General features: G+C 63.3%; 20 protein-coding genes. 8 read left to right on the top strand and 12 right to left on the bottom strand.

Features of this window, described 5'->3' with window-relative positions; all coding sequences use genetic code 11:
- Positions 1-83 precede the first annotated feature (83 nt).
- The 8 genes from ACMCNM_RS15315 to ACMCNM_RS15350 form a co-directional block, all read right to left on the bottom strand.
- Positions 84-1,709 (bottom strand): dipeptide ABC transporter ATP-binding protein, encoded by a 1,626-nt coding sequence (locus ACMCNM_RS15315; RefSeq protein WP_412764805.1) that lies wholly within the window; start codon positions 1,707-1,709, stop codon positions 84-86.
- The gene (locus ACMCNM_RS15320; protein WP_412764806.1) at positions 1,709-2,548 is read right to left on the bottom strand and encodes an ABC transporter permease; all 840 of its coding nucleotides are present in this window, start codon (positions 2,546-2,548) and stop codon (positions 1,709-1,711) included. Before ACMCNM_RS15320 ends, ACMCNM_RS15315 begins: the two co-directional genes overlap by 1 nt.
- Positions 2,545-3,504 carry an ABC transporter permease gene (locus ACMCNM_RS15325; protein ID WP_412764807.1) on the bottom strand — a complete coding sequence of 320 codons (960 nt, stop codon included), beginning with the start codon at positions 3,502-3,504 and terminating at the stop codon, positions 2,545-2,547. Before ACMCNM_RS15325 ends, ACMCNM_RS15320 begins: the two co-directional genes overlap by 4 nt.
- A 3-nt stretch (positions 3,505-3,507) precedes the next feature.
- Positions 3,508-5,109, bottom strand: coding sequence for an ABC transporter substrate-binding protein (locus ACMCNM_RS15330; protein ID WP_412764808.1), 1,602 nt, complete (start codon positions 5,107-5,109; stop codon positions 3,508-3,510).
- 9 nt (positions 5,110-5,118) lie between these two features.
- Entirely contained in the window at positions 5,119-6,438 is a 1,320-nt protein-coding gene (locus tag ACMCNM_RS15335) for an LLM class flavin-dependent oxidoreductase (RefSeq protein WP_412764809.1), read from the bottom strand.
- Positions 6,439-6,488: 50 nt separating this feature from the next.
- Entirely contained in the window at positions 6,489-8,927 is a 2,439-nt protein-coding gene (locus tag ACMCNM_RS15340; RefSeq protein ID WP_412764810.1) for a TonB-dependent receptor plug domain-containing protein, read from the bottom strand.
- Positions 8,928-9,104: 177 nt separating this feature from the next.
- On the bottom strand, positions 9,105-10,073 hold the full coding sequence (locus ACMCNM_RS15345; protein WP_412764811.1) for an ABC transporter substrate-binding protein: 969 nt from the start codon (positions 10,071-10,073) through the stop codon (positions 9,105-9,107).
- A gap of 10 nt (positions 10,074-10,083) precedes the next feature.
- On the bottom strand, positions 10,084-10,908 hold the full coding sequence (locus ACMCNM_RS15350; RefSeq protein WP_412764812.1) for a class II aldolase/adducin family protein: 825 nt from the start codon (positions 10,906-10,908) through the stop codon (positions 10,084-10,086).
- Positions 10,909-11,409: 501 nt separating this feature from the next.
- On the opposite strand from ACMCNM_RS15350, the gene codB reads away from it, so the two are divergent.
- The 5 genes from codB to ACMCNM_RS15375 all read left to right on the top strand — a co-directional run bounded on the left by codB (position 11,410) and on the right by ACMCNM_RS15375 (position 16,598).
- The gene (gene codB / locus ACMCNM_RS15355; RefSeq protein ID WP_186681598.1) at positions 11,410-12,675 is read left to right on the top strand and encodes a cytosine permease; all 1,266 of its coding nucleotides are present in this window, start codon (positions 11,410-11,412) and stop codon (positions 12,673-12,675) included.
- Positions 12,672-13,889 (top strand): PucR family transcriptional regulator, encoded by a 1,218-nt coding sequence (locus tag ACMCNM_RS15360; RefSeq protein WP_275744335.1) that lies wholly within the window; start codon positions 12,672-12,674, stop codon positions 13,887-13,889. Before codB ends, ACMCNM_RS15360 begins: the two co-directional genes overlap by 4 nt.
- A 4-nt stretch (positions 13,890-13,893) precedes the next feature.
- Positions 13,894-15,135, top strand: coding sequence for a cytosine deaminase (codA, locus tag ACMCNM_RS15365; protein WP_027593188.1), 1,242 nt, complete (start codon positions 13,894-13,896; stop codon positions 15,133-15,135).
- 232 nt (positions 15,136-15,367) lie between these two features.
- Entirely contained in the window at positions 15,368-16,360 is a 993-nt protein-coding gene (locus ACMCNM_RS15370; RefSeq protein WP_412764813.1) for a DNA-binding protein, read from the top strand.
- Between the two features lie 67 nt (positions 16,361-16,427).
- Entirely contained in the window at positions 16,428-16,598 is a 171-nt protein-coding gene (locus ACMCNM_RS15375) for a DUF6021 family protein (RefSeq protein ID WP_172961362.1), read from the top strand.
- 37 nt (positions 16,599-16,635) lie between these two features.
- Here the strand turns inward: ACMCNM_RS15375 and ACMCNM_RS15380 are convergent, their stop codons facing one another.
- Together ACMCNM_RS15380 and ACMCNM_RS15385 are read right to left on the bottom strand one after the other, a co-directional pair.
- The gene (locus tag ACMCNM_RS15380) at positions 16,636-16,887 is read right to left on the bottom strand and encodes a hypothetical protein (RefSeq protein ID WP_099454096.1); all 252 of its coding nucleotides are present in this window, start codon (positions 16,885-16,887) and stop codon (positions 16,636-16,638) included.
- Positions 16,888-16,895: 8 nt separating this feature from the next.
- A complete protein-coding gene (locus ACMCNM_RS15385; protein WP_099454097.1) occupies positions 16,896-17,396 on the bottom strand; it encodes a DUF4142 domain-containing protein in 501 nt (166 codons plus the stop codon).
- A 167-nt stretch (positions 17,397-17,563) separates the two neighbouring features.
- Here ACMCNM_RS15385 and ACMCNM_RS15390 point away from each other — a divergent pair, with 167 nt between their 5' ends.
- The 3 genes from ACMCNM_RS15390 to ACMCNM_RS15400 are packed head-to-tail and all read left to right on the top strand — an operon-like array spanning position 17,564 to position 20,209.
- The gene (locus ACMCNM_RS15390) at positions 17,564-17,806 is read left to right on the top strand and encodes a hypothetical protein (protein WP_099454098.1); all 243 of its coding nucleotides are present in this window, start codon (positions 17,564-17,566) and stop codon (positions 17,804-17,806) included.
- A complete protein-coding gene (gene xth, locus ACMCNM_RS15395) occupies positions 17,803-18,597 on the top strand; it encodes an exodeoxyribonuclease III (protein ID WP_412764814.1) in 795 nt (264 codons plus the stop codon). Before ACMCNM_RS15390 ends, xth begins: the two co-directional genes overlap by 4 nt.
- 43 nt (positions 18,598-18,640) lie before the next feature.
- Positions 18,641-20,209, top strand: a complete 1,569-nt coding sequence (locus tag ACMCNM_RS15400; RefSeq protein WP_339548132.1) for a sensor domain-containing diguanylate cyclase — start codon at positions 18,641-18,643, stop codon at positions 20,207-20,209.
- A 33-nt stretch (positions 20,210-20,242) separates the two neighbouring features.
- Here ACMCNM_RS15400 and ACMCNM_RS15405 read toward each other — a convergent pair whose 3' ends face one another.
- Positions 20,243-20,749 carry a GNAT family N-acetyltransferase gene (locus ACMCNM_RS15405; protein WP_412764815.1) on the bottom strand — a complete coding sequence of 169 codons (507 nt, stop codon included), beginning with the start codon at positions 20,747-20,749 and terminating at the stop codon, positions 20,243-20,245.
- Positions 20,750-20,783: 34 nt separating this feature from the next.
- A complete protein-coding gene (locus ACMCNM_RS15410) occupies positions 20,784-21,497 on the bottom strand; it encodes an MgtC/SapB family protein (RefSeq protein ID WP_099429372.1) in 714 nt (237 codons plus the stop codon).
- Positions 21,498-21,721: the final 224 nt, after the last annotated feature.

Below are 21,721 nucleotides of genomic sequence, written 5' to 3' on the forward strand. Positions count from 1 at the left end.
CAGCCTTGCGCTGCGAAGAGGCCGGTGAAGACACCGTTAATCTTCGCTGCTGCCACTGGCCTCTTCGCAGCACAAGGCTGCTCCTACCCGGATCGCGCTTGACGGGAAGGCAAGGCTAGTGGGGTCGGCTGCAGGCCTCGCCACCCTGGCATATCCGCCAGCAAGCGGCGTGTGTACTCACTCGCTGGTTGCTCGAATACCTGCTCGGTAGGCCCTTGGTCCACAAGCCTGCCCTGGCTCATCACCAGCACCTGGTCGCTGATGCCGCGTACCGTGGCAAGGTCGTGGGACACGAACAGATAGGTCAGGCCCAGGTCGCGTTGCAAGGTCTGCAACAGCTCCAGCACTTGCGCCTGCACCGGTGCGTCCAGCGCGGACAGCGGCTCATCCAGTACCAACAGTTCCGGCTCGGCGGCCAGCGCACGGGCGATGGCGACCCGTTGCCGTTGCCCACCGGACAACTGGCCAGGGCGCCGCTGCAGCAAGTCGGCAGGTAGCCCGACACGCTCCAGCAGCTCGACCACCCGCTGGCGATCATCGCGCCGGTTGCCGATGGCGAAGGCGCGCAGCGGCTCACTGATGATGTCCAGCAGGTTGTGCCGCGGGTCGAGTGCAGCCCAAGGGTTCTGGTAGACCAACTGCACCCGGCGCCGATAGGCCTGCAACTGCTTGCGCCCTGCGCCAAGCACCTGCTCGCCATCAAACAACACGCTGCCTGCGTCGGCCTGCTCTAGGGCCAGGATGATGCGCGCCGTGGTGGACTTGCCAGAGCCCGACTCGCCAACCAGGCTGGTAGTGCTGCCACGAGGCAGGCTGAAACTGACATCCGCCACCGCCGCCGGCCCCTGGCGGTTGAAGCGCCGCTGCAGCCCAGTGACCTGCAGCAAGGGCGCCGCAGGGTGATCGGCCGGGGGGGTACGACGCTGCTGCAACCGTGCCAAGGGTGAGGCATTGAGCAACTGGCGGGTGTAGGGGTGGCTGGGGGTATGCCACAGGTGTTCGGGCGTGCCGCTTTCGAGCAGTTGGCCGTGGCGCATGACCAGAATACGGTCGGCCCGGTCCAGCGCCACCGCCAAGTCATGGGTGATCAGTAACAGGCTGCTGCCGCGCGCGCGCACCAAATGCTGCAAACGGTCGAGGATCTGCCGCTGGACACTCACGTCGAGGGCACTGGTGGGCTCGTCGGCGATCAGCAGCGGCGGGTCATTGGCCAGGGCGATGGCGATCAATACCCGCTGGCACATGCCGCCCGACAACTGATGGGGGTAGCACCGCAGCAGTTGCTCGGGCGCCTTGAGGCCAACCTGCTGTAGCAAGGCCAGCGCCCTGGCATGGGCTTCACTGTGCGCTACGCCATGCACGGTCATGGCCTCGATCACCTGCGCGCCGATAGTCTTGACTGGGTCCAGCGACGTGCCTGGGTCTTGTGGTACGAAGCCGACCAGCCGGCCACGACGGGTTTGCCAGTCGCGCTCATTGAAGGTGTCGAGTGCCTGGCCCTGCAGCCACAGTTGGCCGTTTTGCCGTGCTGTAGCCGGCAGCAGACCCGCCAGGGCGGCAGCGGTGGTGGACTTGCCTGAGCCGGACTCGCCGACCAGGCAGACGATCTCGCCTGCGCCAATTTCCAGGTCCAGCGCCTGTACGGCGGGTTGTTGGCTGCCGGGGTAGTCGACGCGGAACTGGCGGATACGAACCAGTGGTGAACTCATCACGCTGCGCCCTCAAGTTGTTGCAGGCTGCGCGCCAGTTGTTGAGTGGCCAGGACCACCGCAGCCACCACCAGGCCAGGCAAGGTGGTGTACCACCAGGCCACGACCATGTAGTTGCGCCCCTCGGCGATCAGCAAGCCCCATTCTGGCTGGGGCGGCGGCGCGCCGAAGCCCAGAAAGCTCAGTGCCGAGACGGCCAGCACGGCGCTGGCGAATTCCAGAGCGGCCAGGGCCAGCAAAGGCCCTGCGGCATGTGGCAGCACGTGGCGGCAAAGGTTGGTCCAACTGCCAACCCCGGCCACCTGCGCCGCTTCGACAAAGCTGCGGCGGCGCCAGCGCAAGACTTCGCCACGGGCGAGGCGGGCGAACATCGCCACCGAGGAAAGCCCCACGGCGAGGGCGATTTCCAGCGTGCCGAAACCCAGGGCGGTGACGATGGCCATCGCCAACAACAAGGCAGGAATCGCCATCAGGACTTCCACCCCCATCGCCAGCAGCCGGTCGGCGACGCCACCGAACCAGCCGGCAATGCCCCCCAGCAGGCTGCCGGCGACCAGGGCGATCAGTACCGCGATGCTGGTGGCCTGCAGCGACAGTGCCGCGCCATGCACACAACGCGCATACAGGTCGCGGCCCAGGTGGTCCGTGCCGAACCAGTGGTCGGCGGAGGGGGCTTGCAGGGCCTGGCGTGGGTCAGCCAGCAGCGGGTCGGCGCTGCTGAACAGGTTCGGCCAGAAGGCCCAGCCCAGCACCACCATGAACAAGGCCACGCTCAGCGTCAGTGGCAGGCTTGGCCAGCGCACGGGGCGTGCCAGGCGGTAGGCAGGTTGCAGGATCATGGGCGGCTTCCTTGGCGGATACGGGGGTCGAGCAACGGGTAGGCCAGGTCGGTCAGCAGGTTGGTCAGCACGTACAAGGCGGCGGCCAGCAGTACTACGCCCTGGACCACGGCGATGTCCTGGCTGGCAACAGCACCTTGGGCCAAGCGCCCGATGCCATCACGGGAGAACACGGTTTCAGTCACCACCGCGCCGGCCAGCAGGTTGCCCAGCAGGGTGCCGGCCAGGCTCAGCAAGGGGATCGCTGCGTTGTGCAGGATATGCACGCCAAGCAGCCGCCATGGCCCGACACCCTTGCTGCGCAGGGCCTGCACAAAGGGCTGTTGGCTGACCGTGACGATCGAGCGGCCAAGCACCTGGGCGATCATCGCCGCGCACGGCAGGGCCAAGGTCACGGCCGGCAGAACCAGGCTGGCCAGGCCTTGCCCACCCATGGCCGGCAACCAGTGCAGTTGAAAGGAAAACAGTTGCAGCAGCACCAGCCCGACCCAGAAGGTCGGCAGCGACACCACCACGGCAGGGGCATTGTGCAGCACGCTCTGCAACGGTCGCTGGCGTACGCGATGGGCCGCGAGCGCTAGGCAGATGCCCAGTGGCAGCGCCAGGCCAAGCGCCGTAAAGGCCAACGCCAGGGTGGCCGGCAATGCCGCTGCAAGTGCTGCGGTGACGGGCTTGCCGGTCTGCAGCGAAGTACCCAGGTCTAGCTGCAGCAACCGCCACAGCGCACCGGTGTACTGCTGCCAGAGGCTGCCGTCGAGGTGATAGCGAGCGCGCAGTTCAGCGACCTTGACCGGGTCTGCGGAGCCCGGTTCGCCGCTTTGCGCCAGCAGGATCGCTACCGGGTCACCGGGCAGCCCATAAAGGATGGCAAACGACAGGCTAAACGCTGCCCACAGCACCAGCAGTGACTGGGCCAGGCGCCACAGGTGCGCGGGGTGATGGTTCAGGGCGTTCATCGGTCAGTGACTCCCCGGTTGTACCAGCCAGGTGTCGTAGAACTGCAAGCGGGTCGAGGCCTCGTAATGCAGGCCGCGCACCGCATCGCGGAACGCCGTGACCGTAGCGGCCTCGACCAGCGGGATCACGTGGCCCTGCTCGAGCAGCTCGCGGCTGGCCTGGTGGATCAACGCTCCGCGCCTTTGCACATCGAGGCTGGCGGCCGAATCGATCAGGGTCTGGTCCAGTGCCAGCGGGCCTCGCACGTTGACGTTGCGCCCGCTGGCGAGGAACACCGTGCGCAGCACGTCCGGGTCGGCGCGGGTCAGGTTGAAGAACCACAGTTCGTAGTTCAGCGATGTCTGCAGCAGGCTGACCTGGCCAATGGTGGACTTGTTCAGGCGCAGCTCGATGCCGGCTTGACGCAGTTGCTGTTGTACCAACTCCAGCACCGGTGTACTGGCCTGCCAGTAGTCGAGGGCAAAGCTCAAGCGCTTGCCATCGCGCTGCCGCCAACCGTCGGCCCCCTTGTGCCAGCCGGCGCTGTCCAGCAGCTGGCCGGCACCTTGTGGGTCATAGGCGAGCACCGCGCTTAGGTCCTGGTAGTAGGGCGTGCTGCTGGCGAGCACGGAACTTGCTGGTTTCTGGTAGCGGGAGATCACGCCCTTGAACTGGCTGCGGTCGATCGCCTTGTTCAGTGCCTGACGCACCTTGGCATCGTCCAGCGGCGGGCGGGACTCGTTGGGCGTCAGGTTGAAGACGATGCCTGGGTTTGACCGCGCGATGGACGCAATGCCCTGGGCCTGCAGCACCGCTTCGTCCTGTACCGGCACGCTGGTGTTCACGTCGATTTGCCCGGACAGCAGGCTGCCCAGGCGCACGCCGGACTCGGGCAGGATGTGAAACTCGATAGCCTCCAGCCAGGCACGGCCCTTGTGCTCGGCCAGCGAAGACGGCCAGGCGTAATCGGCGCGGGCTTCGATGCGCACCAGGCGGTTGTGCTCGAAGCTTTTTACGTTGAATGGCCCGGAGCCCACCAAGGCGCCCTGGCAGCGTTGTTCGGCGCTACGTGCCAGGGTACTGGGTGCCAGCAGCCCCAGGCTCATGGTCGAGGTCGCCTGAAGGAACTGCGCGTTGGCCTGTTTGAAGCGGATGCGCACGCTCAGCGGCCCAATGACTTCGACGGTTTCAAGGCCAGCCAAGTAAGTGCTGGCCAGTTGTGCCTGGGCACCGAGGGCGACGATGGCCTCGAAATTGGCCTTGACCGCTGCGGCGTCCAGCACGCTGCCATCGCTGAAGGTCACCCCTTCACGCAGGTGAAAGGTGAACTGGCGCGAGTCGTCGCTGACTTCCCAGCGCTCGGCCAGCCAGGGCACGATCTCGGCGGTCTGCGGGTCTTGGTCGGTCAGCGAGTCCACCAGTTGCCGGCCAACGTTGAGGGCGGTGTTGTTGCCCGCCTGTTGCGGGTCGATGCAGTTGGGGTCGCCGTCGAACGCCACCCGCAGCACGCCGCCATGCTGCGGCTGCGCCGGGGCGCCCGTGGTGGCCTGCTGCACGCTTTTACCATCGCAGCCGGCCAGGCTCAGGGCGATGGCCAGGCTCAGTGTCGCCAGGGGTCGGAACATGGGCTCTCCTTAAAAGAAGCGGTTGGCGCGGTAAGGCAGGCCTAGGTTTTGCCGCAGGGTGGTGCCGGCGTATTCGCGCTGGAACAGGCCGCGGCGTTGCAGCTCTGGGATCACGCCATCTACGAAGTCATCGATGGCTGAGTGCAGGCCGCTGAACATGATGTTGAAGCCATCGGCGGCGCCGGCTTCGTACCAGGCCTGCAGGTCGTCGGCGATGCTCTGCGGGGTGCCGATCAGGATGCGATGGCCGCCGGAGGTGAGTTGGTTGAACAGTTGACGCACGGTCGGCCGCTCGCGGCGGATCAGGTCGAACACCAGCTTTTGCCGGCTCTGGTGGGTGTTGGTGGTGAAGGTCTCTGGGGGCAGGGGCACTGCTTCGTCGAAGGGCAACTCCGAGAGGTCGTAGCCGAGGCTGGCGAAACGCGAGATGGAACTGAGAAAGGCTTTGGGCTCCAGCAGTTCTTGCTGGCGGTCGTACTTGGCCTGGGCTTCAGCCTGTGTCTTGCCCACTACCGGCGAGACGCCCGGTAACACTTTCAGTGCATCGGCACGGCGCCCAAAACCGGCGGCGGCCTGCTTGGTCTCCTCGTAGAACGCCTGGCCTTGGGCGATGGTGTGCTGGGCGGTGAAGATCAATTCGCCAACCCGCGCTGCGAGCCGCTTGCCAGCTACAGAAGCGCCGGCCTGGGCGACCACCGGGTGACCTTGCGGCGATCGCGCCACGTTGAGCGGCCCGCGCACCTGGAAGTGCTCGCCCTGATGCTCGAGCACATGCAGTTTGTCGATGTCCAGCCAGGTGCCACTGGCCTTGTCCTGGACAAAGGCATCGTCGGCCCAGCTGTCCCATAGGCCACTGACCACGTCGTAGAACTCTTCGGCACGGGCGTAGCGGTCATCGTGTTCGACGTGCTCCTGGCGGTTGAAGTTTTCGCCGCCGCCCAGCGAGGTCACCAGGTTCCAGCCGGCCCGGCCTCCGCTAAGGTGGTCCAGTGCAGCGTATTTGCGGGCGATGTTGTAAGGCTCGTTATAGGTACTGCTGGCCGTGGCGATCAGCCCAATATGACGGGTGCTGGCGGCCAGCGCCGGGGCAAGGATCAAAGGGTCCCAACGCACGCTGTTGGGGCCACGCTGCAGGGCCAGGTCGAGTTTGACGTCGAGCGTGTCGTTGAAAAAAAGCGCGTGAAACCGCCCGGCTTCCAGCTTGCGGGCAATGTATTGGTAATGCTCCAGGCTCTTGAAGGTATCGAGCGGTGCCTCCGGCAGGCGCCAGGCGCTGCCGCTGAGGGTGCCGGGGATGAACGCGCCGAGTATGAACGGGCCGTGGCTCATGGTGCTTCTCCTGGCGCCCGCCACACACGGCGGGCGCTGTGTGAGTGGGGTCAGAAGTTGTAGGCGATGCGCGTGTACCAGAAGCCACCGTAAGGGTCGAACGGCGAAATGGCACCGAACTTGGGGAAGCCATTGGTATCGCCGGCGGGGTAGCCGTTGTTGTCGGCACGTACGTCGAACAGGTTGTTGGCACCCACGGCGACATCGAAGTGGTCGGTCAGGGCGTAGGCGACTTCCAGGTCAGTCAGCCACTTGGCGCCGTAGGTCACGTCATAATCAGGGTTGGCGTCGCGGGCGATGACTTTGTCGTAGCGGGTCAGGCCGGCGTTGATGGTGAAGCGCTCGATCTGCCAGTTGGCGCTGAGCATCAGCTTGGTCTTGGGGTTGGCCACGGTCAGGTAACCCTGGGCGACGCGGTCGAACAGTTCGAGGTTGTTGCCTGCGGCGCGCAGCGATGCCGGTGTCTGCTTGATGTCGTCGATGATGGTCTTGTTGTAGTTGACCCCCAGGCCGTACTTGACCCGGCCAAAGCGCCCATAGTCGACGCGGTAGTCGGCCACCAGGTCGACGCCACGGGTGGTGGTGTCAGCTGCGTTGGTGAAGTACTTGACGCGGTAGCCTGGCTTGTAGCCGTTGGCGACCAGTTGCTGGTCGACGCCATTGCCATAAAGGAAGCCCGTCAAGGCAATGCGGTCGCGGATTTCGATCTGGTAGGCATCCAGGGTCACGCTGGCCTGCGGCAAGGGTTGCCAGGTCAGGCCGAGGCTGATGTTGCGTGACTTTTCCGGGCTGAGGTCTTCGGCGCCCAGGGCTTTGGCCAACGGCGAATCCACCCGCACCGTCTTGGCTTCGACGAACTGCGCCACTCCGTCGACGGTGGTGTACTGGTTGGCGGTCTGGGCGTAGACCGACTGCGACAGCGACGGGGCGCGAAAGCCGTTGCTGAGGGTGCCGCGCAGGGCAAAGGTTGGCGTGAAGTCGTACCGTGCGGAAAACTTGCCGCTGCGGGTATTGCCGCTGCTGTCATCGTATTTTTCGAAGCGCGCGGCCACGCCGAGCCAGAGTTTTTCCGTCGGGTTCAGGCCCAGGTCAAGGTAGCTGGCGTAGCTGTTGCGGCTGAGTTGGCCTTCATCTTCCGGGGTCAGGGTAATGGCGCCTTGGGCGCCCACCGCTGCCGGTTGGCCGGCCAAGGGGCCGCTGGGGTAGAAGTAGCCGCCGTTGATGTACGAGAGCGGGTCGTCGGACTCGGTCTTGTACCGTTCGTGGCGGTGTTCCAGGCCCCAGGAAACCTGCAAGGGCTTGGCCAGGCCAACCTCGAAGGCGCGGGTAAGGTCAAGGTTGTTGGTCCACTGGTCGAAGGTATTGGTATAGGTGTCGAAGCGGGTCGGGCTGGTCGGGCCGAGCGAGGCGTTGAGGGTTTCGTCGGCACCGGCTTGGCCTTTGTCGCGGCCGAAGGTGGAGCTCAGGTCCCAGTGCCATTCGGCGAACTCACCCTTGCCACCGGCGGCTGCCTGGTAGTCGGTTTCTTCCAGGGTGTAGAAGGGGGCGGTGCCGTCCGGGTAGATCTCGGGGATGATGTTGGTGGAATTGGGCCGGCGGTAGTTTTGCCCGCCGCGGGCATCACGCTTGCTGAAGGTCGAGAAGGAATACAGGGTCAGCGCGTCGCTCACCGGCAGTTCGGCGTTATACGACAGGTTGATGGCCTTGATCTTGGGCAGGCCGTTTTTTTGCACTTCGCGGTCGGCGGTGTCGTTGCGGGGGTCGCCGGCGAAATACAGGTTGCCGGTGGCGGCGCGTGAGCGGGTGGCGGTCTGGACCGACTTGGCGTCCAACGCATAGTTGAAGAAGCCGCCGTTGTCGCCCAGGGCCAGGCCCTGGTTGAGGGTTTGGCGCAGGTTACCGCCGTCGCCGTCCTCATAGTATTGGCCGTACTGGGTGCTGGCCGATCCGCCGTTGTCGCGCTGCTTGAGGATGATGTTGATCACCCCGGCGATGGCGTCGGAGCCGTACTGCGCCGAGGCGCCGTCGCGCAGTACTTCGACGTGGTCGATGGCACTGATGGGGATCATGTCCAGGTCCACCGGGTTGGTCCCGTAGGCGGCGGTGGAGTCGAGGTTGATCACTGCGCTGTTGTGGCGGCGCTTGCCGTTGACCAGCACCAGTACGTTGGAGCCATTAAGCCCGCGCAAGCTATAGGGGCGGGCGATGCTGTCATTGGACGAACCGGAAGGGCGCTGGGAAAATGATGGCAGGGTTTTCTGCAGGGCACCGCGCAGGCTGGACTCGCCTGTTTGCTCCAGTTGCTTGCTGTCGATGACGTCGATCGGTGCCGGGCTGCTGGTGACGGTACGTACTTCGCTGCCCCGCGAGCCGGTGACGATCACCGTGTCGAGGGCGGCGTCAGCCTCCGCTGCCATGGCCAGGGGGGTGAGCAGGTAGCCAGCGAATACGGCGGGTGCCAGCGTTAAAGAGGTAAACACAGACTTCATGACTGTTCCTTGGGTTCGATTGGCAGATCAGGCCCTGGATGTGCGATCGAACGGGCTCTCATAAGGTGTTTCACGCAGTGCAGGCGCAGCCTGGCCCGCAGGAGGTCCGTTGCTCCCGTGGCTGAAGTGCCTGTGAATCGTCCGGCGCGCGCCGGTGCGGGGTGCCGCGGCGGGTCTCTAGCCGCTGAGCAAGGGGGTGAAGCGGTCGTCCCAGAAGCCCCGCACATCCAGTGCCTGGCGGATCAGCCCGCTGTCGTGGAACAGGTCGGCGATGTGCTGCTGGGCAACGATGTCTGCCTGGCTGACGGGCAATAGCCGACAGGGCTGCTGACGTAGCGCGAACTGTTGCAAATAGAGGTCGCTGGAAATCCCGGTAAGGGCTTGGTTACGTGCAGCCCATTCATGGGGGTTGTGCTCGACCCAGTCCCAAGTGGCTTTTTCGCGCTGCAAAAAGTCGCGGATGGCGGCCTGTTTGCCCGGCTGCTGCAACGCCTGGGGGGTGGTTGCAATCAGGTAGTTGCCGCAGTGATAGGGGCTGGCGTCGGCCAGCGCCATGCCATCCATGGCCGTCTGCGCTTGCAGGGCACCGATACCGCCGGCGACGATGGCGTCCAGGTGGCCGTTTTGAAATGCCACCAGCGCATCCCGGGCAGGCATGGGCCTGGCCTGGATATCGGCAAGGGTCAGGCCGTTGTCGCGCAGCAGGTTGAGCATCAGGTAGTGGGTGTCGGTGGCGCGGACGAAGCTCACGCGCTTGCCCTTGAGGTCAGCGATGGAGGCGATGCCGCTGCTGCGTTTGACGATCACACTGCTGCGGTTCTGCTCGCCTTGGTAGCTGGCGATCAACACCAGCGGGTTACCGGCCACGCTGGCGAACAGGGGTAGCACCGGGCTCATGAAGGCGTAGTCGAGGCTGTTGCTGGCAAAGGCCTCCAGCACCATGGCGCCCCCGGGCACGTCTACCCAGTGCAGCGGGTAGGGTGTTTGCGCTTGCCCCGCGTCGGCGAGAAAACTCGCGGCCTGGCCCTTGTAGCGCCAAACCCGCAAGGCTTCATTGGCGCGTGCCAGGGCGGGGGCCAAGCCTACGGCCAGCCCGGCAATGGCGCTGTTGCGTAGGAAGGTGCGGCGGCTGATGCTGATTGCCATAGGGTGCGCCTCAGTCCAACAGGTCGGGTTGTTGCTGGACGATGCGGTCCCACAGCGGCAGGAAGTTCAGCCAACCGAACAGCTCGCGCTGGGCAGGGTTGACGGGGGCTTCGTCCAGGTCCGGGATACGCGGTTGGCCGGCAGCGTAAGCCAGCAGGTGGGCGCGGGCGCTGTCGTCGGCGAGGATGAAGCGCCAGGCAGCGCTTTCCACAGTCTGGCCCGTGGTCCACAGGCCGTGGTTCTGCCAGACCAGCAGGTTGTTGTCGGCGAAGGTTTCGACGAAGGCTTGTGCCACTTGGTCGCGGTCTTGCAGCAGGCCGCCTTCGGGCGTGCGCAGGGCGTGGCGGTCGAACAGCACCTGCTCACCGGCGAAGGCAGACGACTCTGCAGTGATCGGCTGGAACAAACGCCCCAGCGCTGACCAGGCCCGCCCATGGAAGCCATGCAGGTGGGCGATACCCACCACGTCAGGCCGGGCGCGTTGCAACGCGTAATGCAGCTCAAGGGCGCTGGTATTAAGCAGGCCGTCACCTTCGACCACCTGGCCTTCGCCGTTTACCCGCAGCAGGTCACGGGTGCGGATGTGCGAGAACGGCACTCCCAAGGGGTTGATCCAGTAGTGGTCGGTCTCGATCGGGTCGCGTGCCGTGAAATGGCCGGCCAGGCCTACTTCAAAGCCCAGTTCGGCGAACAGCCGATAGGACGCTGCAAGGCGCTGCTTGCGGTGCAGGCGCTCGGCGAGCGGGTCGCTTAACGTGGGCGCAGCGGTGATTTGCAGGCGATGGTCGAGGTTGGGCAGGCGGGCGACACTGTGGCGCGCAGCAGGTTGGCTCATGGCAGTACCTCACGGAGGAAATGATCGTTTGCCGATCATCCGTTCTGCCATGTCCGCCGTTTCAAGGGCAGGGCTCGCAGGTGGATGAATCGGGGCCTCCACCATGCGAGGGGTCGGGTCTGAGGGGACTGTAGCAAGGGGGTAGGGGCGGGAAGAAATACTGTTTTGATCTATTTTTATTATTATTTTTACGAATAAAAATTAGCGATGATATTTGAATAATGCATGTAAGGCGTGTGCTTGCCCGTGACGCGGGGCCTTACGGGCGAAGCCCTGGCTGAAGCATGGGTGAAAACTACTCAGCGCTGTTCACCTTTGGTGCGTAAATGCCTCAAATCAAGGCAGCTGGCACACATCATCTCGACTCATTCGATGCTTAAATGTGCAGAGTGCACAGTATTGTCTGTGCTGTTCGCCCGTTGCGCTTCGGTTTCCATCCCTTGTAAAACCGGCCCGCATATTGCTCTTCCTGCTCCCGTCTACCACCCGGAGCCCCGTGCAATGAGCTCACCAACCGAATTCCCGCTTTGCGAAGCCCCGCAGTCGTCCCGCAAGGGCCTGCTACCGATAGCCATGGTGCTGTTCAGTTTCACGTTCTTCACTGGCACGATGTTCGCCGGTGGCAAATTGGGCATGGCCTTCAACTTCGTCGACATGCTGTGGGTTGCCACGGTCGGCAACACGCTGTTGGCGTTATACGCCGCAACCCTCGCGTTCATCGCGTCACGCAGTGGGCTGAACACCGTGTTGATGGGCCGCTTCTGCTTCGGTGAAGCGGGCAGCCGACTCTCCGACTTCTTGCTGGGGTTCGCTGAACTGGGCTGGTACGCCTGGGGCACCGCGACCGTGGCGATCGTGCTGGTCAAATTGTTGGGCCTGGCGAGCGGCTTCACTGTGCCGCTGATGGTGCTGTTCGGCCTGGGCTTCAGTATTACGGCCATTATCGGCTTCAAAGGGCTGGACCTGTTGTCGCGGGTATCAGTGCCCTTGATGTTCGTGCTGTTGCTGGTGTCGATGTACATCGCCACCCACGATGCCGGTGGCTTTGCTGGCCTTGCCGCGGTGGTGCCACACGAGACCATGACTTTTTCGGCGGCCGTGACCATGGTTTTCGGCACCTTCGCCAGTGGCGCCACCCAGGCCACCAACTGGACACGCCTGGCACGCAGCGGGCGGGTGGCGGTGGTTGCCAGCATCGTTGCGTTTCTGCTGGGCAACGGCCTGATGGTGGTTGCCGGTGCCTGGTGCGCGATGGTGTATCAGCAGGCCGACATCGTCGAGGTGATGATGCTGCAGGGCCTGTCGTTCGCGGCGGTGGTGATGCTCTGCCTGAACCTTTGGACCATCCAGGGCCCGACCATCTATAACGTGTCGGCAGCTGCCTGCCACCTGCTGCGCAGTGAGCGACGGCGAACCGCGACGCTGGTGGCGGCAGGGGTGGGCATTGTGCTGGCGATTGGCGGCATGTACGAATTGCTGATTCCGTTTCTGGTGCTGTTGGGTTCGGTCATCCCGCCAGTTGGTGGGGTGATCATGGCCGATTTCTGGTATCGCCACCGTGGCCAGTATCCCGCATTGGCCACAGCCACCCTGCCGCGTTACAACCTGAGGGGGCTTTGTGCCTATGCCGTCGGCGCGGTACTGGCGTATGCCTCGCCCTGGGTTGCGCCGTTGGTAGGTATTGCTGCCTCGGCGCTGTGCTACATCCTCTTGCTTGAACTGAGCGGCCGACGCCGGGTGGTGGGCGAGGCCGGTGTCGAGCCGTGAGCCTGGCACTGGCAGACATTCTGCACCTGCCTGGCTTGCAGGAGATGACCGTGCGCGCAGGCGCACGCAACCTGCAGCGTCGGGTGCGCTGGCCTTACGTCGCAGAGAACGAGGGCATCGCCGAGTGGGTGATGGGCGGCGAACTGGTGTTCGTCACCGGCATCAACCACCCGCGTGGCGAGGCCAACCTGCTGAGCCTGGTGGAAGACGGCGAGGCCGTGGGTATTGCCGGCTTGGTGATCCTCACTGGCGGCACTTTCATCCAGGCAATCCCGCCAGCGGTGGTTGCCCGCGCCGAGCAACTGGGCTTGCCGTTGATTGAGCAGCCCTATGCGCTGAAAATGGTCGTGGTCACCCACCTGATCGGCACGGCCCTGGTGCAGATGACCCAGGTGCGCCGCTCGCGCAACGACATCCTCGGGCAGCTGTTGACCGGCGACTACCCAAGCCTGGCCATCGCCCGGCAACGGGCAACGCACCTGGCCCTGGCGCTGGACGAGCCGCGACGCCTGCTGGCGCTGCGTTTGTCGGGCGTCGATGGCGTATTCGAGCGCCATGGGCTGGCCCAAGGCGAGCGCTTGTGGCAAGGCATTCGCCAAGCCCTTGAAGACCAGCTGGAGGCCTGGTGCCGCAGCCGGCCGGGCAGCGTGACGGCCCACTTGCCGGGTGACCTGTTCGTACTGTTGCTGCCCGATGCACCGGGCTTGCCTGCTACGCTGGCCGCGCTGCACCGGCAATTGGCGGGCGTGGCAGGGGAGTTGGGCCTCTATATGGGGCTGTCGAGCCTCGCGGAAGATTGCGCGCACTACCGCCGCGCGCTCAACGAGGCCCGCCAGGCCCTGGAAGTGGCGCAAAACCTGCGTCCCGCCAATGGCTATTGCGATTTCAGCGAGCTGGGCGTGCTGCGCCTGCTGCAAGGGATCGTCGATCGGTCGTTGATCGACGACTTCGTCGCCCAGACACTAGGGCCGCTGATCGCGCCCGGCCGCAAGCACCCGAATACACTGGTGCATACCCTTGATGCCCTGCTCAAGGAAAACGGCAACGGCCTGAAAGCCGCGCAACGCCTGGGGCTGCACCGCAATACCATCAATCAACGCATTCAACGCATCGAACACCTGAGTGGGCAGTCGCTGGACGACCCGCTTTTCCGTATGAATGCTTCGGTCGCCATGCTGGTGTGGCGCATGACCGAAGCCCAAGGCAAGGAGTAACGCCATGAACATCATCAACGCAAAACTGCGAGGCAAGGCTGGCCTGTTTCGCATCGAACTGAACGGTGACCGCATCGCCAGCATCACGCCACAGGCCGACCCGGTGGCACCAGGCGGCGCTGATGACCTGGATGCCAAACAGAACCTGGTGGTTGCTCCCTTTGTCGAGCCGCACATTCACCTGGATGCCACCCTGACGGCCGGCGAGCCGAAGTGGAACATGAGCGGCACGTTGTTCGAAGGCATCGAACGCTGGGCCGAGCGCAAGGAAATCACCACCCACGAAGACATCAAGGGCCGCGCCAAGAAAACCATCAACATGCTGGTGGACCACGGTATCCAGCATGTCCGCACCCATGTCGACGTCACCGACCCCAAGCTCACTGCCCTCAAGGCCATGGTCGAAGTGCGTGAGGAGGTGCGCCATTTGGTCGACCTGCAGATCGTCGCCTTCCCGCAGGAGGGCATCGAGTCGTATGCCAACGGGCGGGCGCTGATGACCGAAGCCGTGGCCATCGGCGCTGACGTAGTCGGCGGTATTCCGCATTTTGAAAACACCCGCGACCAGGGCGTGTCGTCGGTCAAGTTCCTGATGGACCTGGCCGAGCGAACCGGCTGCCTGGTGGACGTGCACTGCGACGAAACCGACGACCCGCAGTCGCGCTTTCTCGAAGTGCTGGCCGAAGAAGCGCGGGTGCGCGACATGGGCGCCCGGGTCACGGCCAGCCACACCGTGGCCATGGGCTCATACGACAACGCCTACTGCTACAAGCTGTTCCGTTTGCTCAAGTTGTCGGGCATCAACTTCGTCTCGTGCCCGACCGAGAGCATTCACCTGCAAGGGCGCTTCGACAGCTACCCCAAGCGCCGCGGCGTGACCCGCGTGGCGGAGATCGACCGGGCGGGCATGAACGTGTGCTTTGGCCAGGACTCGATCGTCGACCCGTGGTACCCGTTGGGCAATGGCAACATCTTGCGCATTCTTGAAGCCGGGCTGCACATCTGCCACATGCTCGGCTACGAAGACTTGCAACGCTGCCTGGACCTGATCACCGACAACAGCGCCCGCACGCTCAACCTGGGGGAGCGTTATGGCATCGAGGTGGGGCGGCCGGCGAACCTGCTGCTGCTGTCGGCGCCGGATGACTACGAGATGGTGCGCAGCCAGGGGCATGCGCTGGTGTCGGTGCGCAACGGCAAGGTGTTGATGCGGCGTACGCCGGCGCAGGTCGAACGCCTGGCCTGACACCGCTGCACGCTGCAAACGCAACGCCCCGCTGGCTTTTGCCAGGCGGGGCGTTTTGCTTTCTGCGCTTCGTGTACGCGTTTCCCAGTCAAAAACCGCTTATCTGGTCACTCACATGCGATAAGTCGTGATTATTCCATGTTAACTAGCACTTGAATTAGAGGTGCTGAACGGTCAAAATTAGTACGTAATTACATATTACGTATTCCAGTACAAAATCGTAGGAGCACGCATGGCCCGGGGCGGTATCAACAAGGTGGTAGTGCAGCAAGCGCGTCAGGCGCTGATCGCCCGCGGGGAGAACCCCAGCATCGATGCGGTACGTATCGAGCTGGGCAACACCGGCTCGAAAAGCACGATTCATCGCTACCTGAAGGAGCTCAATGGCCAGCAAACCGTGGCCACGGCGGGCGCCCCTGGGTTGAGCGACACGCTTGGGCGTTTTGTCGGGCAGTTGGCAACACAGCTGCAGGAAGAGGCGGATATACGCATCGAAGAGGCCGAAAGCGTTTTCACCCAGCAACGCGAACAGCTCGAAGCACAATTGCAGCTGGCCCAAGAAGCGCTGGCTGCGGCGCATCAACAGCAAAAGATCCAGGACGCGGCACTGGTTGCCGAATCGGAGAAACTGCTGTCCACGCAAAGCACCTTGCAGGCTGAGCAACTGCGCAGTGCCAGCCTCAACCAGTCATTGGGCGAGCTGCAATTGCGCCTGAACGACAAGGAAGAGCAGGTGCGGTCACTCGAAGACAAGCATCGCCACGCCCGCGATGCCCTGGAGCACTACCGCAGCGCCAGCCGCGAACAGCGCGAGCAGGACCAGCGCCGCCACGAGGCGCAACTGCAACAGTTGCAAGTTGAAGTACGGCAACTGCAGCAGGGCATGATGGTCAAGCAGGACGAACTGACCCGCCTGCACCGTGATAACGAGCGCTTGCTCGGCGAGCATCGCCAGGCCACCAGCGAACGCAAGGCACGTGACGAACTGCTTGAACAGCGGGACGCGCAGATTCAGGGCCTGCGAACGATTTTGGCTCAAGCCCAAGGGGCGACCGAGGAAATGCGGCGGCAGTTGGATGTGCAAACGCAAAACCTGGAAGACAAGCGCGAACTGTATGCCGAACAGGTGCGCCAAGTGCAGCGTCTGCAGGATGAGCTGCTAGAGCGCGATGAGGCGCTGAAGGCGGTTCGCTCGCAATTGAGCGAAGCCACTCAAGCAAAATGAGCTACTGATAAATCAAACTTCCTCGGGCTGATGCTTTCTTCCGTATACATTCACAGGAGAAAGTGCCATGCCAACGCCTGGAAAGCAGCACACACAGCAAGAGGGGCCTCATTCTTCCGATCACGGTGACAAACAGGAAGACCTGGGGTTCGACCCGGACTCACCAGACTTGGAAGACCCGCAGGTTGACCCGCAAGGCCCGGCTATCGCCCCGCGTGACGTCGAGAAAGATAAATGAGAGAAGGGGCCGCTGAGCGGCCCCGCATTCACGTTGGCTAGCGCGCCAATTGCTTCGCGGCTTCTACCCCCGAAGCGGACAGCTTTATCGGATACTGCAGGCTAATGCGGTGATCACCGTCTATGGCAACGGCGCCATCGTGAATCAATCCGTGGTCCTGGAGTGTCTTCAACATGCCGGCCACCGCTTTTTCACCGCGGTAGTTGTCCAGCACCTCCTTGCCCAACCCCTCGGGGTGGGCATGCAGCAGACGGGTCAACACTTCCGAGCGCAATGCATCATTACTCATATCTGGCCTCACTTACCGTGCTTGGCCTGAAGTGCCTTGGCATGCTCCAGATGCTGTTCGAGTTTAGGCAGCGTAGCGCTGGCGAATGCCTTCAGTTCAGCCTTATCGGACGATGCCGCTTCTTTCTTGAACAGTTCGACGGCCTTCTCATGGGCATCGACCTGGTTGTTGATATAAGACTTGTCGAAGGATTCATCACGCCATTCCAAGATCATCTTCTTGACCTTGTCGGTCAGCGCTGCTTCATCCGGGACAGAAATATCGAGTTTACGGGCAATGTCGCCAAGCTTCTGGTTGGCCTGGGTATGGTCAGTCACCATCTGCTGTGCGAATGATTTGATATCGGCGCTCTGGCTTTTCTCTTTGGCCAGGTTGCCTGTCACCACCTCCGCAATACCCGCTTCGGTGGCCGCGTCAACGAAATCATCGGAACTCGCTGCCATCGCATGCACAGAGGCCAGGCCCAATGCTATCGACAACCCAATGCGCTTGATCAATAAATTGCTCATGCTTCACTCCTTAACCGTTGGCGCGACTTCAGTGTCGCTTACAGTTGAGCGCTCGCAGGCGGCAAAGGTTTAAAGAGTTTGCCGGCCGGCTCCTTTTCTCAGTGAGGTTGAACGCTGGCGCAGGGCAAGGCTCACACATTCAAAGCGGGTAGCGAGGAGCCACGCACATGAGCATTGAACGCAGCATTCCTGAGTTGCAGGCTTGGTACGCCCAGTATGACGATGTCAGTTACCAGCGCGAGTCACCGGATGCCTATCATCATGAACTGGTGCGCACGGCCGAAGCACTGCGTGATGACGGCGCCATCGACTGGGATGACTGGTTGCAGCTCAAGGCCATGGCCGACCAGGCACACATCAACGCGCTCGAAGATGCAGTACAGGCGCATGTCGACGACCCTGACGCATGAAAGCGCTGAAGATCGCCACCTTCAATATCAACGGTATTCGCAGCCGATTGCCGGCATTGATCGCCTGGCTAGAGCGAGAGAAGCCTGACATCGCCTGCCTGCAAGAGCTGAAAGCGCCCGACCAGCAGTTCCCGCGTGAAGCGCTAGAAACGGTGGGTTACGGGTGTATGTACCAAGGGCAGCCTTCGTGGAACGGCGTTGCCATTCTCGCGCGTGGCAGTGAGCCACTCGAAGTGCGCCGCGGCCTACCCGGCATGGAGGATGACGGCCAGAGCCGCTACCTGGAGGCAGCCGTGCAGGGGCTGATCATCGGCTGCCTCTACCTGCCCAACGGCAACCCGCAACCCGGGCCTAAGTTCGACTATAAACTGCGCTGGTTCCAATGCCTGATCGACCATGCGGCCAGTTTGCAAAAGAGCGGGCACCCGGCAGTGTTAGCCGGCGATTTCAACGTCGTCCCCACCGATTTCGACATCTATAACCCGCGCTCCTGGCTCAAGGACGCGCTGCTGCAACCTGAGACCCGCGATTGCTACCAGCGTGTGCTCAACCAGGGCTGGAAAGATGCGCTGCGCCACCTGCACCCTGACGAGCGGGTTTATACCTTCTGGGACTATTTTCGCAATCACTGGCAGCGTAACGCCGGGCTGCGCATCGACCATGTGTTGCTCAACCCTGAACTTGCGCCTTACCTAAAGGCTGCAGGCGTGGACGCCTGGGTACGCAACGAACCCAAGGCCAGCGACCATGCACCGGTGTGGATCGAGCTGGCTTCGCGTAAGCAGCGCTGAACTATAGTCATAAGCGGCGAACGCGAGACAACAAGGGAATAGGATGTGCGCAGCCAGGAAACAGGATGACGATGGGCATCTCGCGGTAGCGGGCGAGGGCCGCGCTGTGGCGTTGTTCCGCCAGGTCCTGGCATTCATGGTGGTGGTGATGCTGGCCTTCGTGATGGTAGAAGGCTGGCGAATCTGGCGTGATTACCGTCACGCGTTCAGCAATGCCGAAAACATGGTGACCAACCTGGCTCGGGCGACGGCGCAACACGCCGAGGACGCCATTCGCCAAGTGGATGTCGTCAGCGCGTCCTTGGCCGAGCGCCTGGAGGGCGATGGTTTCGAGCATATGAACCGCCCGCGCCTGCAGGCATTGCTTGCGCGGCAAAAAGCGCTCATGCCGCAGTTGCACGGGCTGTTCGTGTATGGCGCGGATGGCCGCTGGCTGGTTACCGACCAGGCGACCCTACCGCCCAACCTCAACAATGCTGACCGCGACTATTTCGTTTACCACCGCAATCATCGCGACCGGCAGGTACGCATCGGTTCGGTGGTGCGAAGCCGCTCGACTGGCGACTTGATCATCCCCATTTCGCGGCGCCTGGAATACCCTGACGGGCATTTTGCCGGGGTGCTGTTGGGCACGATCAAAGTGGACTGGTTCGTGCGCTATTACGGCGATTTCAAGATCGACGAGCGTGGCGCGCTGGTGCTGGCCAAACGTGACGGCACGATTCTGGTCCGTCGCCCGTTCGTTTCGAGGGTCGTTGGGCGCACATTGGCCAACAGCGAAGTCTTTCGCAACCACTTGCCCTATGCCGATGAAGGGCTGGTCGAGGCAGTCGCGGTAGTCGATGGCACGCCTCGCCTATATGCCTACCGGGCGCTGTCGAGTTACCCGTTGGTGGTAGAGGCTGGCCTGTCGCGGGAATCCATAGTGGCGCCCTGGCGGCACGACGCGATCAAATCAGTGGCTGTGCTGTTGCTGTTGTTGGTGGGGTTGGCAGCGTTCGGCGGGGTAGTGTTGCGCCAACTGCGCGAACGCATTGTGATAGAGCGCGCCTTGCACCAGGCGCACCAGACGCTGAAATCCCTGGCCATGACCGACAGCCTGACTGGGCTTGGCAACCGCCGGCGGCTGGATGCAGTGTTCGAGCCCGAGGTGCGGCGGGCTCGACGGCAAGGTTACCCAGTAGCGCTGGTGATGCTCGACCTCGACCACTTCAAGGCTTACAACGACCGTTACGGGCACCTTGCCGGCGACCAGTGCCTGCGGCGTTTCGCCGAGCTGCTGCAACAGGCGTTGAAGCGCCCGGCAGACCTGGCGGTGCGCTTCGGTGGCGAGGAGTTCACGCTATTGATGCCCGACACCGATGGGCCGGGTGCCGAGCTTGTCGTGCAGGAAATACAGCAGGTGTTGCGCCGCCATGTGATCGAGCACGGTGGCAGCCCCTTGGGGCGGGTGACGTTCAGTGCCGGCATTGCGATCGGCGACCCGGCTCGGCAAGCCATAACGCCCGAGCGCCTGATGGCGGCGGCAGATAGCGCGTTGTACCAGGCCAAGGGGCAGGGGCGGGACGGTTACTGCGTGGCTAACAATGCCTCGGCAGGTGTAGACCCATGATCGCCCATCAAGGGCGAGCACGGCAGGCGCTGTTCAATCGATGCTCATGCGCATTGCACAACGCCCGACAAGCCCATGGGCATGCTCGTTGGCCAGAATGTCCCGCAGCCGCGTGCACAACAGGCCTTCATCAATAGCCTCGAACCCATAGCGTGCATAGAAAGGTGCATTCCAGGGCACGTCGACAAAGGTGGTCAAGGTCAGTTCTCGAACGCCGGCGGCTTGCGCCGCGTCGACCAGTTGATTCAGCAGCAGGCGCCCGATCCCTTGCCCTTGAGCTTCCCGGCGCACGGAAATCTCATGAATGTGCAATGCCTGTTGCTCCCGCCGTGCGCACACAAAGCCTAGGATCTGCCCGGCGTCACCCTCCGCCAGCCAGCTTGCGCCTGCATCGACGAATCCTTGATGCGCTGTGCTGTCCAGCACATCGCCTTGTGCCAGCCACGCCAGCGCCGGCAGTTGGGCGAAGGCCTGAGCGGCTGAACGCTCGACCTCGGCCAGCCAGGGGATATCGCGGGTGAGGGTAGGGCGTATATGCACAGTCGGGTCCTGCAAACCGTGGGCTGGGTGGGCGTCAGTCTGCCGCCACCTCTTGCGGCTGCAACTGCCAGCGCACCGAGCTTACACCTTTTTCCAGGCTCACCCGGCTGACCAGCCGTTCCAGCTGCGCCGGTGCCTGCGGGTTGCCCAGCAGTTCGGCGCGTACTTCGAGGCGCGCCGGGTTGGGCAGGTCCTCGCTGTGCAGCGATTGCAGGCGCAGCTCCGGGTCGCCCAGGCTGTGCAGCATCAGGCTGCGAACCTGGATTTCATCTTCGGCACGGCACACAACACGCACTTCGAAGCGTTGCTCCACTTCAGTGGCCGGGACGATGTCCTGGCGGTCCAGGCGCTGGGCGATGTCGCGCAGCAGGATGTTGGCGCACAACACGGCCAAGCTGCCCAGTGTCGCTTCCAGCAGCAGCCCAAGGCTGCACAATACGCCAACGGCGGCCGTGCACCACAGCGTGGCGGCAGTGTTCAGGCCGCGCACGTTGAAACCGTCGCGCATGATCACGCCGCCCCCGAGAAAGCCGATCCCCGACACCACATAAGCGGCCACGCGCGAGGCGTCGTTGGGGGCCATGCCCGGCACAGCCTGGGTCATCAGTACGAAAAGGCAAGCGCCGGTACTGACCAGCGCATTGGTACGCAAGCCAGTGAGGCGTTGACGCAGTTGACGCTCGGCGCCGATCAGGGCACCCAGCAGCAGGGCGATGCTGACACGCAGCAGAAAGACTTTCCAATCCATAGCAAACCTCTTCCACGGGCACACGCCCGCATGAACGCCATCTGGTGTTGGCGTGGTTGAATAACCAGAAAATGCGCAGGACCACAGAAGGGAAGAAAAGAGGAAGCTGCAGCCACGGGGGCTGAAGAACTCCACCATCAAGCCATGGCGGCTAGACAGTGGCAGGGCACTGCCGGACTAGCTCGCCAAGTGGGCCTGTCGCAAGCGACTGGGGCTACTGTCCA

This window comes from Pseudomonas sp. NGC7 (assembly GCF_047159675.1).
GTDB lineage: Bacteria > Pseudomonadota > Gammaproteobacteria > Pseudomonadales > Pseudomonadaceae > Aquipseudomonas > Aquipseudomonas kermanshahensis.

What these genes read in the sequence shown, in the direction of transcription:
- ACMCNM_RS15335 (WP_412764809.1), bottom strand. Translation starts at nt 6,438, where the DNA reads ATGAGCCACGGCCCGTTCATACTCGGCGCGTTCATCCCCGGCACCCTC.
- ACMCNM_RS15345 (WP_412764811.1), bottom strand. Translation starts at nt 10,073, where the DNA reads ATGGCAATCAGCATCAGCCGCCGCACCTTCCTACGCAACAGCGCCATT.
- ACMCNM_RS15375 (WP_172961362.1), top strand. Translation starts at nt 16,428, where the DNA reads ATGCCAACGCCTGGAAAGCAGCACACACAGCAAGAGGGGCCTCATTCT.
- codA (WP_027593188.1), top strand. Translation starts at nt 13,894, where the DNA reads ATGAACATCATCAACGCAAAACTGCGAGGCAAGGCTGGCCTGTTTCGC.
- ACMCNM_RS15380 (WP_099454096.1), bottom strand. Translation starts at nt 16,887, where the DNA reads ATGAGTAATGATGCATTGCGCTCGGAAGTGTTGACCCGTCTGCTGCAT.
- ACMCNM_RS15315 (WP_412764805.1), bottom strand. Translation starts at nt 1,709, where the DNA reads ATGAGTTCACCACTGGTTCGTATCCGCCAGTTCCGCGTCGACTACCCC.
- ACMCNM_RS15390 (WP_099454098.1), top strand. Translation starts at nt 17,564, where the DNA reads ATGAGCATTGAACGCAGCATTCCTGAGTTGCAGGCTTGGTACGCCCAG.
- ACMCNM_RS15325 (WP_412764807.1), bottom strand. Translation starts at nt 3,504, where the DNA reads ATGAACGCCCTGAACCATCACCCCGCGCACCTGTGGCGCCTGGCCCAG.
- xth (WP_412764814.1), top strand. Translation starts at nt 17,803, where the DNA reads ATGAAAGCGCTGAAGATCGCCACCTTCAATATCAACGGTATTCGCAGC.
- ACMCNM_RS15370 (WP_412764813.1), top strand. Translation starts at nt 15,368, where the DNA reads ATGGCCCGGGGCGGTATCAACAAGGTGGTAGTGCAGCAAGCGCGTCAG.
- ACMCNM_RS15330 (WP_412764808.1), bottom strand. Translation starts at nt 5,109, where the DNA reads ATGTTCCGACCCCTGGCGACACTGAGCCTGGCCATCGCCCTGAGCCTG.
- ACMCNM_RS15385 (WP_099454097.1), bottom strand. Translation starts at nt 17,396, where the DNA reads ATGAGCAATTTATTGATCAAGCGCATTGGGTTGTCGATAGCATTGGGC.
- ACMCNM_RS15340 (WP_412764810.1), bottom strand. Translation starts at nt 8,927, where the DNA reads ATGAAGTCTGTGTTTACCTCTTTAACGCTGGCACCCGCCGTATTCGCT.
- ACMCNM_RS15400 (WP_339548132.1), top strand. Translation starts at nt 18,641, where the DNA reads ATGTGCGCAGCCAGGAAACAGGATGACGATGGGCATCTCGCGGTAGCG.
- ACMCNM_RS15410 (WP_099429372.1), bottom strand. Translation starts at nt 21,497, where the DNA reads ATGGATTGGAAAGTCTTTCTGCTGCGTGTCAGCATCGCCCTGCTGCTG.
- ACMCNM_RS15350 (WP_412764812.1), bottom strand. Translation starts at nt 10,908, where the DNA reads ATGAGCCAACCTGCTGCGCGCCACAGTGTCGCCCGCCTGCCCAACCTC.
- codB (WP_186681598.1), top strand. Translation starts at nt 11,410, where the DNA reads ATGAGCTCACCAACCGAATTCCCGCTTTGCGAAGCCCCGCAGTCGTCC.
- ACMCNM_RS15320 (WP_412764806.1), bottom strand. Translation starts at nt 2,548, where the DNA reads ATGATCCTGCAACCTGCCTACCGCCTGGCACGCCCCGTGCGCTGGCCA.